This is a genomic window from Brevundimonas sp. GW821-FHT10A07 (assembly GCF_059415785.1).
Window position 1 is genome coordinate 1 of sequence record NZ_JBWKNX010000030.1, and the last position, 12,659, is coordinate 12,659.

The 12,659-nt window shown below is 68.9% G+C and carries 9 protein-coding genes; 4 read left to right on the forward strand and 5 right to left on the reverse strand.

Translation table 11 applies throughout. The features are described 5' to 3' along the window. From infB to AC07NC_RS17170, 3 genes are all read left to right on the forward strand, one after another. Positions 1–2,530: translation initiation factor IF-2 (infB, locus tag AC07NC_RS17160; RefSeq protein WP_494570264.1), on the forward strand; the 2,530-nt coding region annotated here is incomplete at its 5' end. A 121-nt stretch (positions 2,531–2,651) separates the two neighbouring features. Next, a complete protein-coding gene (locus AC07NC_RS17165) occupies positions 2,652–3,461 on the forward strand; it encodes a helix-turn-helix domain-containing protein (protein ID WP_494570265.1) in 810 nt (269 codons plus the stop codon). 74 nt (positions 3,462–3,535) lie between these two features. Further along, on the forward strand, positions 3,536–4,627 hold the full coding sequence (locus tag AC07NC_RS17170) for a serine hydrolase domain-containing protein (protein WP_494570266.1): 1,092 nt from the start codon (positions 3,536–3,538) through the stop codon (positions 4,625–4,627). A gap of 74 nt (positions 4,628–4,701) precedes the next feature. Here AC07NC_RS17170 and AC07NC_RS17175 read toward each other — a convergent pair whose 3' ends face one another. From AC07NC_RS17175 to AC07NC_RS17190, 4 genes are all read right to left on the reverse strand, one after another. Then, positions 4,702–5,280, reverse strand: coding sequence for a CC0125/CC1285 family lipoprotein (locus AC07NC_RS17175; RefSeq protein ID WP_292148819.1), 579 nt, complete (start codon positions 5,278–5,280; stop codon positions 4,702–4,704). Between the two features lie 97 nt (positions 5,281–5,377). Beyond that, complete coding sequence (locus AC07NC_RS17180; RefSeq protein ID WP_154725977.1) at positions 5,378–6,028, reverse strand: LysE family translocator; 651 nt, start codon at positions 6,026–6,028, stop codon at positions 5,378–5,380. Positions 6,029–6,106: 78 nt separating this feature from the next. Then, entirely contained in the window at positions 6,107–6,754 is a 648-nt protein-coding gene (locus AC07NC_RS17185; protein ID WP_494570267.1) for a hypothetical protein, read from the reverse strand. 80 nt (positions 6,755–6,834) lie between these two features. Next, entirely contained in the window at positions 6,835–7,257 is a 423-nt protein-coding gene (locus AC07NC_RS17190; protein WP_494570268.1) for a hypothetical protein, read from the reverse strand. 343 nt (positions 7,258–7,600) lie between these two features. Here AC07NC_RS17190 and AC07NC_RS17195 point away from each other — a divergent pair, with 343 nt between their 5' ends. After that, complete coding sequence (locus tag AC07NC_RS17195) at positions 7,601–9,652, forward strand: response regulator (RefSeq protein ID WP_494570269.1); 2,052 nt, start codon at positions 7,601–7,603, stop codon at positions 9,650–9,652. Positions 9,653–9,658: 6 nt separating this feature from the next. Here AC07NC_RS17195 and AC07NC_RS17200 read toward each other — a convergent pair whose 3' ends face one another. After that, positions 9,659–12,031: a TonB-dependent receptor plug domain-containing protein gene (locus AC07NC_RS17200; RefSeq protein ID WP_494570270.1), complete on the reverse strand. Its 2,373-nt coding sequence runs from the start codon at positions 12,029–12,031 to the stop codon at positions 9,659–9,661. Positions 12,032–12,659: the final 628 nt, after the last annotated feature.

The following is a 12,659-nucleotide window of genomic DNA, read 5'->3' on the forward strand; positions in this document are numbered from 1 at the left end:
GCCCCAGCCGGCCAAGCCCGCGCCCAAACCCGCTGCGCCCGTCGCCGCAGCCCCGACGCCGGCTCCGGTCGCCACGACGCCTGCCACGACGCCTGCGCCGACGGCCGCCGCGACCCCGGCGCCCGCCGCTCCGGCCCGTCCGGCGGCTCCGGCCCGTCCGGTGGTCAACTTCGGCCAGCGCGTGCCCAAGCCCGGCAATCCGCAGCGCGCGGCCCCCGAGCGTCCCGCCTTCGGCGGTCGTTCGGCCCGTGAACAGGCGATGGGCGGCGGCGAACGGTCCTATACGGATCGCCCGCAGACCGACCGTCCGCAAGCCGACCGTCCCCAGGGCGCCCGCCCGGGTCCCGGCGGCGCAGGTCGTCCGCAAGGCGCCAAGCCGGCTGAACCCGTCCGCTATTCGGCCCTGAACCCGCGTCCGGCCCCCGGCGCCGCTCGTCCCGGCGGCTCGCGCACCGGTCCTGGCGGTCGTCCGACCCCCAACGCCCCTCCGGCCCAGGCCGAAGTGGCCCGCCCCAGCCGCGCCCCCGGCGCCGGCTTCGGCCGTCCGGTCGGTCGCGACGACGATCGCGAGAAGCGTTTCTCTGACGCCGGCAAGGCGGTCAGCCGCACCCGCGGCGAGCCGAAGCGCCGCGAAGGCCGCATGACCATCCAGTCCGTGGTCGGCGACGGCGACGCCGCCGAGCGCATGCGCTCGCTGGCCTCGGTCCGCCGCGCCCGCGAACGCGAGAAGGAAAAGCGCAAGGGCGGATCGACCGATGCGCCGAACCGTCCGCGCGAAGTGGTCATCCCTGACATCATCACCGTGCAGGAGCTGTCCAACCGGATGGCCGTGCGCGGCGTCGACATCATCAAGTTCCTGATGAAACAGGGCCTGATGATGAAGATCAACGACGTGATCGACTCCGACACCGCCGAACTGGTGGCCGAAGAGTTCGGCATGGCGGTGAAGCGCGTCTCTGAATCCGACATCGAATTCGGCTTCCTGGGCGACGCCGACGACGCGGAAGCGGCCGATGTCCGCGCCCCCGTCGTGGCCATCATGGGCCACGTCGACCACGGCAAGACCTCGCTGCTGGACGCCCTGCGCACCACCGACGTCGCGGGCGGCGAAGCCGGCGGCATCACCCAGCATATCGGCGCCTATCAGGTGCGCCTGGACGACGGCCAGAAGGTCACCTTCCTGGACACCCCGGGCCACGCCGCCTTCTCGGCCATGCGGGCGCGCGGCGCCAATGTGACCGACATCGTGGTGCTGGTCGTGGCCGCCGACGACGGCGTCATGCCGCAGACCATCGAGGCCATCCAGCACGCCAAGGCGGCCGGGGCTCCGCTGATCGTCGCGGTCAACAAGATGGATAAGCCGGGGGCGACGTCTCAGAAGGTCGTCAACGAGCTGCTGCAGCACGAAGTCATCGCCGAAAACCTGGGCGGCGAGACCCAGATCATCGAGGTCTCGGCCAAGGAGCGGATGAACCTCGACGGCCTGCTGGAAGCCATTCTGGTCCAGGCCGAGGTCATGGACCTGCGCGCCAACGCCGATCGCTCGGCCGAGGGCGTGGTCATCGAGGCCAAGCTGGACAAGGGCCGCGGCCCCGTCGGCACCGTCCTGGTCAAGCGCGGCACGCTGAAGCGCGGCGACATCGTCGTGGCCGGCGGATCGTGGGGCAAGGTTCGCGCCCTGCTGAACGAACGCAACGAGCAGCTGACCGAAGCCGGTCCGTCCGTCCCGGTCGAGATCCTGGGTCTGGACGAGGCCCCGTCTCCGGGCGACGTCTTCGCCGTGGTGGAATCCGAAGCCCGCGCTCGCGAGCTGACCGAATACCGTCAGCGGGTGAAGCGCGAAAAGGCCCAGGTCTCGGGCGGTTCCGTGTCGCTGGTCGACATGATGTCCCGCCTGCAGTCCAAGAAGGTCTCGGAACTGCCGGTCGTCATCAAGGCGGACGTGCAGGGTTCGGCCGAAGCCATCGTCAGCTCGCTGGACAAGATGAGCACCGACGAGGTGCGCGCCCGCACCGTCTATTCCGGCGCCGGCGGCATCACCGAGAGCGACGTCAACCTGGCCAAGTCGGCCGGCGCGCCGATCCTCGGCTTCAACGTCCGTGCGTCGAAACAGGCGCGTGATCTGGCCGAGCGCGAGGGCGTCGAGATCCGCTACTATTCGATCATCTACGACCTGCTGGACGATATTAAGGGCGTGCTGTCCGGCATGCTGGCGCCGCTGCAACGGGAAACCTTCCTGGGCAACGCCGCCGTGCTGCAGGTGTTCGACATCTCCAAGATCGGCAAGATCGCCGGTTGCCGGGTGTCGGAAGGCGTGGTCCGCAAGGGCGCCCGCGTCCGCATCATCCGCGACGATGTGGTGGTTCTGGAGCTGGGCGTGCTCAACACGCTCAAACGCTTCAAGGACGAGGTCAACGAAGTCACGGCCGGCCAGGAATGCGGCATGCAGTTCCAGGGCTTCCAGGACATCAAGGAAGGCGACTACATCGAGTGCTTCACGGTCGAAGAGATCAAGCGCACCCTGGACTAGGTTCAGGTTTCGCGAGCATCGAAAAAGACAGGCCCGGAACCCAGGTTCCGGGCCTTTTTCTTTGCGTCAGTCCCGCGCATGATGCCAAGCGTGGCGGGAGAGGCCGCGCGGGGATCGGTTCATGGCCAGACCACATCTGTCGTCCGGCGACTTCTTCGGCGCCGCCTCGCGGACGGTCGAGGCCGGGGGATTTCGCGTCGGCCTGTGGATCGCCGACCGTCCGCCCGAGAGCGTCGTGTTTCACGCCCATGACGACGCCCATTTCATCCTGGCGCTCGACGACGGCTATTGCAGCCTGGCGCACGACCCCCTGACGCCCAAGGGCGCCGCCTTCGGCCCCGGCGCCCTGGTGTGGAATCCGCCGGGCGTCGAACATCGCGACTGTTTCACCGAGGCCGGCGGCCGCTTCCTGTCCATCAGTTTCGATCCCCCGAAGAGCGCCGGGCGCGGCGACCCCATGCGGTTGCGCGGCGCCCTGGCCGAAGGCGCGGTGCGACGTCTGATCGGGGTGGCCAGCCGGTTCGCGGCCGGAGACGCGGTCGTGATGGAGGGGCTGACCCTGGATCTGGCCACGGCGGTTCTGACCCCCGGCGACCTGAACGAGGATCCGGCGCCGGAGTGGCTGCTGCGGGCCCATGAGGTTCTGCACGACCTGGCCGATCAGCCGGGGCTGGAAGTGGCGACCGTGGCCCGCATCGTCGGCGTCCACGCCGTCTCGCTGGCGCGCCGCTATCGTCGCCATTTCGGCCGCTCGCCGGCGGCCGCCATTCGCCAGGCGCGGGCCGATCGCGCCGCCGGACGACTGGCCCGGGGCGTGGATCTGGCCGAACTGGCCGCGCTGGGGGGCTATGCCGACCAAAGCCATCTGACCCGCGAGTTCGGGCATATCTACGGCCTGACGCCCGGCCGCTATCGCGCCCTGTTCGCCTGAGCCGGTTTCACCTGTTCAAGACCCGGCGCGCGCATCCTGCCACACCTCGGGTCTCGCCTCTCTCAAGGATTGTCATGCGTTCCCTGCTTGTCGCGGCCCTCGGGCTCGCTCTCGTCTCGTCCCCCGTCGCGGCCGAACCGGCCTGGCCCGTCGCCGCGCCTGAAAGCCAGGGGGTCTCGGCCGAAGGGCTGGCGGCCATGGACGCCGCCGTCCGCGCCGGGACCTTCCAGAAGATCACCAGCGTCCTGATCGCCCGCCACGGCCGGCTGGTGCACGAGGTCTATTTCGATGAAGCGGGCCGCGAGAGCCGACGCAACACCCGCTCCGTGACCAAGACCGTCACCGCCATGCTGGTCGGCGCCGCCGTCGCGCGCGGCGACATCGCCAGCGTCGACGCCCCGATCCTGCCGTTCGTCGCCGACCATGGGCCGTTCGACAATCCCGACCCGCGCAAGGCCGCGATCACGGTCGAGGACCTGCTGACCATGAGCTCGCTGCTGGAATGCGACGACGACAATTCCTTCTCGCGCGGCAACGAGGAGCGGATGTATCTGATCGAGGACTGGGTCAAGTTCGCCCTGGACCTGCCGATCCGGGGCTTCCCGGCCTGGATCCCCAAACCGGCGGACCAGCCCTATGGCCGGGCCTTCAGCTATTGCACCGCCGGCGTGACCACCCTGGGCGCCGTGGTCCAGGCGGCGACGGGCGAACCGCTTCAGGCCTTTGCGCGCGACGCCCTGTTCGGCCCGCTGGGGATCGAGGGCGAGCAGTGGCAGACCTCGCCCACCGGTCTGGCTCAGGGCGGCGGCGGCCTGGGCCTGCGCAGCCGCGACCTGCTGGCCCTGGGCCAGCTGTTGCTGAACCAGGGCCGCTGGGACGGGCGTCAGGTGCTGCCGGAGGCCTTTGCGAAGGCCATGACCGCCCCGCATTCCACCGTCGATCCCGAACGGGGCGACTATGGCTATCTGGTCTGGCTGCCGACCTATCAGGTCAACGGCGTGGCCCATCCCGCCTGGAGCATGGCGGGGACCGGCGGCAACAAGGTGGTGATCGTGCCTGACCTCGACGCCGTCGTGGTGGTGACGACCGAGAACTACAATGTCCGCAATCCGCACGGCCTGGCCGACGCCCTGATCGCCGGCCACGCCCTGGCGGCCATGAAATAGTCGGGCGCGCCCTGAAACGACAAAGGCCCGGAACCGCAGTTCCGGGCCTTTCCTTTTTTGGGCTCGTCTGCGCCTCAGCGCACCGGCGGCCGGGTGACGCGCGAGGACAGGTTCTGGATCACTTCGCGGGCGTCGAAGGCGTTGGGGTCGCCGGCGGGCTTGGGACCGCGGCCCATGATGATCTCGGCGTTGGCTTCGTAACGGTCGATCTGACGCGTGTCGAAGTCGTTGCTCCAGCTGTCCCAGGGGCTCCAGAAACCGCCGCGGTAATAGCGCCAGGACGGACCCCAGTAGGGACCGTAGAAGCTGTTGTAGCGGCTGTAGAAGGGGTCCGGGGTGGTGACGTAGCGGGTGTCGCGGTCGGTGGCGCGGTTCACGGTGGCGAACCAGTCATAGCCGCTCTCGACCGTCAGTTCGGCCGAACGCAGCAGCAGGGACATCTCGACCTGTTCGCGCGAGGTCACCGAGTTTCCGGCGAAGCTGACGCGATAGCGGTTGTTCTCGACCCGCTGTTCGGCATAGCCGCCGCGCTCGCCGTTGAAGCCGGCGGGTTGATAGGGGGTGGCGGTGGCGCAGGCGGCCAGGGCCAGTCCCGCGACAGCCGTCATCGCCAGGGCTCTGAGCGCCGGCGTCTTTCTGGATAGGGCTTTCATGAATCGACTCCTTGATCGCCCATTCGGGCGCGCTGGCGGCTGAACGGCGCATGAACGGCCATGTTCCCCACCAATCTAGGACGAAGCCGGGCTGCGTCTAGAGCCGCAATACGATCAGTACGGCCGCCGTCAGCAAAAGGACGCCGACGAACAGGCCGAAACCGCGCCGGAACCGGGGTTGCTGCATCCGTTGCGACAAGGCGGCGCCCGACAGGGCGTAGGCGCTCATCGACATCATATCCATGCCGATGACGGCCAGGGCGAACAGGGCCAGCTGCGGCGCGACAGGCCGCTCGACGTCCAGAAACGGCGGCAGGACGGCGGTGAAGAACAGGATGGCCTTGGGATTGGCGATCTGGACCGCGAACCCGTCGATGAAGGCGCTGCGGCCCTTGCGCACCGCGACGGCGTGATCGGGCTGCTGGGGATCGGTCGGGGCGGTGTTCTGCATGGCGCCGCGCAGGGCCTTGACGCCCAGCCAGGCCACATAGAGGGCGCCCCCTATGGCGATCAGGTGAAAGGCGTCGGGGAAGGCCTTGACCAGGGCGCCCAGGCCCAGGGCGGCGGCGGCGAACCAGACCAGGGTGGCGCAGTTCATGCCGACGACCCCGACCAGGGCCGAGGCCCGGCCCTTTTCCACCCCGGTGGCGACCGCGAACAGATTGGCGGGGCCGGGGGTGATGGCCATCACCACCATGACGCCCAGGAAGGTCGAATAGAGGTGCGGATCGACGGGCAGGGCGGACATGCGGCGCGATGTCGCTGTAATGGCGGCGGCGGTCAAGGCCGGGCGACGCCTTCATCAGACGCGGACCGCGAAACCGGGTCAGGTCGCCGGCGGCTGGGGGGCTTGCGGCGGTTCAGGCGGCGCGATGGGCGCCACATCCTCCGCCTCTTCCGCCGCGACCACGGCGTCCGCCGCCTGGTCCATCGCGTACTGGGCGATCAGACCATAGGTCACCATCTGTTCGGGATCGGGATTGGTCCAGGCGCTGTTGCGGGCGATGCCGGTTCCGGCGGCGACGCCCTGTTGCATCCCCTCTTCCATCGCGCGTTTGACCTCGGGGTCGTTCAGGGCGTCTTCGACCAGGGCGTCGACGTCGATGTCCTTCAACGCCTCGGCGGCCAGTTCGGACGCGTGTCGGGTGGCTTCGGCGGTGAAGGCGGCGACGTCCGGCGCATAGGCGGACCAGAGGGCGGCGATGCTCTGGCCGCGGGCGCTCTCGCTCAGATTCGGGTCTTCGGAAATGGCCTCGGCCCGTTTGCCGAAAGCCTCCATCCGCGCCTCAAAGGCGTCGGCGGCGGCTTCGAGCCGCGCTTCGGCGGAGTCGGGGTCGTGAGCCACGCCCCGGACCGGCGCCGCCTTGGACGCCGCATTCTGGGACGCCGCATTCTTGGACGCCGCATTCTGGGCGAGCGCCGAGGAGAGGGGCAGAAGGGCCAGGGCGGCCGTCAGGCTGAGCGCGCGGATCATGGGAGCTTCCCCGTTGGTGACCCGTGCAAACTCCGCCCAAGGCCGCCCCGCCTCAAGTGAAATCGCGGTAAGACGCGGCGCTACTGCGGCGCAGGGGCGGTCTTCGCGGCGATCTCGGCGCGGACCATGGCCGGCACGGACTTGATCTGCTCCACAGCCGCAGCGACCTGTTCGGCCGGCGCGCCCTGGGCGAGGGCGAAGGTCTGAACCTCGGCGGCGAAGGACGCGGCCTCTGAATCGTAACGCGCCTGGATGGCCGCGAGGTCGGTCGCGGCCTTGGCCTTGTCCGCCTGGGTCGCGGCGGCCTCCATCTCGGCGGACATGGCTTCCATGCTCTTGCCGAAGGCCTCGGCGCGGGCCTCGAAGGCGGCCTCGTCGGGACTGTCGGCTTCCTCATCCGGCGCTGCGGCGGGCGCGGCCTGCTGCGCGACGGCCGGAGACGCCAGGACAGGCGCAGCCAAGGTCAGGACGGCGATGGCCGCGACGGAAGACAGTAGACGCATGATCTGGACGCTCCGAAGGCGGCAGGTCGCCGCACAATTGTTCCGACAAGGGCGCCGGCAAGCCGTTCCCGCGCCAGACCCAGAACACGATAAGGCTTGCCGGCGCCGAACTGCAACTGGGGAAAGAGCGGGCGGATCTCTGAAAACGCCTGAACCTTGGCCGTTACTTGTTGATATCCTCCGGGTGCGCAATTCTACCTAGATTTTAAAGAACGGAATTCTAAGGGCTTTGGCCCAGCCTGCTAATATGGGTCGGAGCAGATCGAGTCTGGGGCGTGGGCGCTGGCGGTTTTTCCGCCATGACGCCGGTCGGGAGGCAGGCCCGCCGCCCTGGCTCTACGTATTGCTGTTCATCGCCAGTCAGTTGCTGGGCCAGTGGAGCATCGCGGCCCTGCACGCCACCGTGATGTGGCCCGCCAACGCCATACTGCTGGCGGCGGTGCTGCAATTACGCCGGGACAAGGCCCTGGGGGTCATGGTCGGCTGCGTCCTGATCAATCTGGCCAGCAATATCATCCGGGGCGACATCCTCCTGTTCGCGGTGACCAATGTCGCCCTGAACCTGCTGCAGGTGGGGATCGCGACCCTGCTGGCGCGTCGCCTTTGCGGGGCGGCCCTCGATATGCGGCGTCCGCTTCGCCTGTTCCGGTTCGCTGTCGGGGCAGCGGTTCCGGCCGTCGCCGTGACCACCCTGCTGGCGGGCCTGATCGCGGTCATCGCCGGGCGGCCGCCGCTGGAAAGTCTGGACTTCCGCATGCGCCACCTGTTCGACATGGAGCTGCTGGCGATGATGATCGTCACGCCGACCCTGTTGCTGGTCGCGCGCAATCACCGCTTCCGCAAGGACGCCCTGGCGTCGCGCTCCGAGTTCGTCATTCTGATGAGCCTGGTGGCCGTTGCGGCCCTGTGGGCCTTTGGTCAGAACCAGGCGCCCATTCTGTTCATCATCTTCCCGCCGTTGATCCTGCTGGCCTTCCGCCTGTCTCCGCCGTGGACGGCGGGGGCGGTGATCCTGGTCTCGGTCATCGGGGCCGGCGCCACCGTCACCGGCCATGGACCCGTGATTCTGACCCGGTTGGCCTTCGACCCGGCTCTGGAGGGGGTTCCCGCCGTCATGCGGCAGATGAACGTGCTTCATCTGTTTCTCCTGACCGTGGTGATCACGGCCCTGCCGATCACCGCCCTGTCGACCGAACGGCGTCGCCTTGTCGCCCGCCTGAACGTCCGCACCGAAGCCGCCTTGGCCGCCTTGAAACGCGCTGAACAGGCGGACGCGGCCAAGTCCCGGTTCCTGGCCATGATGAGCCACGAGATGCGCACGCCCCTGACCGGGATCACCGGCTATGCGGATCTGCTGTCGCGACATCCCGAACTGGACGCCGAGGGCCGACGTCAGGTCGAGGCCGTGCATCAGTGCGGCGAGGCCATGCTGCGCCTGATCGAGGATTTGCTGGAGGTGTCGAACGGCTGTTCTGCGCTCGACCTGAAGCCGGAGGACCTCTCCACCCTGATCGACGAGGCCGTCGGGCCGGCGCGCGAATGGGCCGCCGTCCGGGGCCTGAACTTCGCTGTAGGCTTCGCTCCCGGTACGGAGGGGCTGGTCCTGACCGACGGGCGACGCCTGCGTCAGATTCTGCACCACCTGGGCAGCAACGCCGTGAAGTTCACCGGAAAGGGCGGGGTGCGCATCGGGGTGGAGCGGGTGGGCGACCGACTGCGTTTCGCGATCAATGACACCGGTTGCGGCATGACCGAGGAGGTTCTCGCCGGAATCTTCAGCCTGTTCGAACAGGCGGACGCCACCACCAGCCGCGCCCATGAGGGGGCCGGCGTCGGTCTGGCCCTGGCCAAGAACCACATCGACCGGCTGGGCGGAACCGTGACCGTCGAAAGCACGCCCCACAGGGGGACGACATTCACGGTGGAAATCCCGGCCAAGGCCGTGGCGGCCGCGGCCGCCCCTGCGGCCGAGACGCCGCCGCTGGAGGCGCGACGCATGCGGGTCCTGGTCGTCGATGACCATCCCGCCAACCGCGATCTGCTGCGGATCATGCTGCAGGCCGTCGACTGCGAGACCGCCGAGGCCTGCGACGGGCGCGAGGCGGTCGAGGCCGTGCGAACGGGCGATTTCGACCTGGTGCTGATGGACATCCGCATGCCGGTGATGGACGGCGTCGCCGCCACCCGGGCCATACGCGCGCTGGAGGGGCCGGCGGCCGGGACCGCCATCCTGGCCGTGACCGCCGAGGCCATGCCGGAGGACGTGGCGCGCTGCCTGTCCGCCGGCATGGACGCTCATGTGGCCAAGCCCGTCACCCAGGCCCGGCTCTACGCCGCCATGGACCAGGCCATGGACGCCGCCGAACACAGGATCGACGACGTCCGAGCTGCATAAAGCCGCCTACCAGGTCAGGTTGACCCGCGCATAGACGAACCGCCCGTTGAAGCCGAACGGCGAGTTGTAGGGATAGCCCAGCACCCCGTTCGAGTTCAGCGAGGCCGGGGTCGCGTCCGGGTATTCGTCGAACAGATTGTCCGCCCCGACCGCCAGCCCGACCCGCTCGGTCAGCTGATACCGGCCCTCCAGATCGATCACCGTCTTCTCACCCGTGCGATAGTCGTTGGCCGCGACCGACCCCGGTTGCAGCACGTCGCCGTAATAGGTGGCCCGCAGGCTGGCGCCCCATTTCTGCAGCCGCCAGTCGGCGCCGGCCGAGACCTTCACGTCCGGCGTGCCCTCCTCGATCGTCAGGATCCGCTGGCGGCCGAACAGGCCGGGCGCCAGGTCGGTGTCCAGCGACACGTCGTTGAAGTTGGCCGCCACGGTGAAGTCGAAATCGCCGACCGTCTCGGTCGGCAGGCGATAGCGGCCCACCACATCCACCCCCTCGGTCGAGGTCGAGACCCCGTTCAGGAAGAAGCGCGCGGCCTGGACCCCCAGCGGAGTCAGCAGGGCCGGATCGCGGATCAGTTCCGACAGGACGATCTGATCCTCGATCTCGATCTTGTAGGCGTCCACCGTCAGGTCGAAGGCCCCCAGCCGCACCACGGCGCCCAGCGAATAATTGGTCGAGGTCTCGGGCTTCAGCGGCCGTCCGCCCAGGGCCGTCCCCACCGGGCTGACCGACGGGAAGGTCCCGGTCTCCACCACCGCCCCGTCCTGGATCACCGACGAGGTCGAGGTGAAATAGGACTGCTGCAGCGACGGGGCGCGGAAGCCGGTCGAGACCGAGCCGCGCAGGGCGAAGTTGGGCGTGAAGTCATACCGGCCCGACAGCTTGCCCGTCTGGGTGTCGCCGAAGTCGGAATAGTCCTCGAACCGCACGGCCCCGGCGACCGTCAGCTTGTCGGTGATCGGCAGTTCGATATCGGCATAGGCGGCGAAATTGTCGCGATCCACGTCCACTTCGTTCGACGGCTGGAAGCCGGGGAAGCCCTGGGCCCCGCCCGACAGGGCCGTGTTCGACCCCAGCGGCCCGCGGTTGTAGCTTTCCGGCTGGCCCGCCTCGATCTGATAATTCTCCCAGCGCTGCTCCAGACCCCAGGCCAGGTTCAGCGGCCCGCCCGCCAGGCCGGCCTCGAACTGACGGGTGAAGTCGGCGCCCAGCACCAACTGGTCATAGATCAGGCTGCCGGAATCGAAACTGGTCAGCGACGCGGCGCCATAGGTGGAGTTCAGCGAATCCTCGGTGCGGAAATCGAGCGCGTTGCGGCCATAGACCAGGCTGACGTCGGCGTCCCATCCGGCGATCACGCCGCGCAGGCCGCCGGCCAGGGACGCGTCCTGGGAATTGACCGCCACCTTGGGCAGGAAGCCGTTCGGATAGACGGCCGTGACATTGTTGACGTTGTCCGACAGGCGCGGGAAGGCGGCGCCGGAGCTGTCGCGGTCCTGATAACCGGCCCAGCCATAGGCCTCCCAGCCGTTCCCCAGACCCTTGCCGGCGTTGGCGAAGACGGTCCACTGCTCGACGTCCGGATCGCCGAACCGGGCGGTCACGGCGCCGTTGGCGGCGGCGCGGGGATCATAGTCCGAGCGGTTGGTCGACTCGCGGTTCAGATATTCCGCCGACAGGGTCAGGAAGCCGTCGTCGCCCAGGGCGAAACCCTGCCAGGCCGAGGCGGTGGTCGTGGCGCCGTCCTCCTCGTCGCGCTCGCCGCGCGCGGTCTTCACCGTGGTCAGATACTGGCCATAGGTGACGCTGGCGCCGCCGCCGCTGGAGGCCGCCTTCAGCCGCAAGTTCACCACCCCGGCGATGGCGTCCGAGCCGTACTGGGCCGAGGCCCCGTCGCGCAGCACCTCGACCCGGTCCAGGGCCGCGGTCGGAATGGCGTTCAGATCCACGGCGGCCGAGCCGCGGCCGACGACGCCGTTGGTGTTGACCAGGGCCGAGGCGTGGCGGCGCGTGCCGTTGACCAGGACCAGGGTCTGGTCGGGCGACAGGCCGCGCAGGGTCGCCGGACGGATCGAGTCGCTGCCGTCATTGGCCGAGGGGCGCGGGAAGGTCAGGGACGGCACGGACTGGGCCAGGGCTGTGGCGAACTCGGTCGTGCCCCGGTTCTGCAGGCTCTGGGCCGTGACCACATCGACGGGGGCCAGGGTGTCGAGGCGCGAGCGATTGGCCACGCGGGTGCCGGTGACGACGATCTCGTCCACGGTCGCGGCCTCATCGGCGAGGGTTTCTTGAGCGAAGGCGGGGGCCGCGCTCAGCAGGGCGACGGCGGAGACGGTGGCGAGAAGCGCCGGCGAGGCGGCTCGGAAGGCGGTGCGCATTTGAGAGATTTCCTGATGATTGTGTCTTGGCGCGCGCGGGCGCGCGGAGCCGACGTCTTCGACGTCCGGCCTAGGGGGTTGGATGTGACGGATCGGGCGGCTTCAGCCGCTACATCGTCCGCCGCGCCGATAAGGGCCGGCCTGTGTCAGGACTTTGGACATCGTCGTCTCCGACCGCGCGGTCAGGGGGAGCGCCTCGCGGTCATGGCCATATCAGGGCGAAGATGCGGCGGGTCAATGCGCGGGAGGGGCCATGTTTGCTGAGGGCAGGGTGCAGAAAATCTATAGTCCGGAGGACGAACGGTATGGGCCGGCGTCGCCTCTTAACAGACCTTCCCCCGCTTGCGGGGGAAGTGTCAGCTCGTCGAGCGAAGCGAGACGGCTGACGATGGGGGAAGTCTTCCTGTTCAAACAGGACTCCCCTCTCCGACCCTGGTCCGCTGCGCGGACGCCGGGCCACCTCTCCCGCAAGCGGGAGAGGGTCTGGTTGCGACTCCGACGGTGGTGATGACCGGGTCCGCTTCACAACCCGAGTCGGCCCCACCTGGCGTTCGCTGACGCTCCCGCCTGTCCTTGTTTGTCGCTGATCGGTTAGATTTCCCCTGATCCGGGACGCCCGCCTGATGTT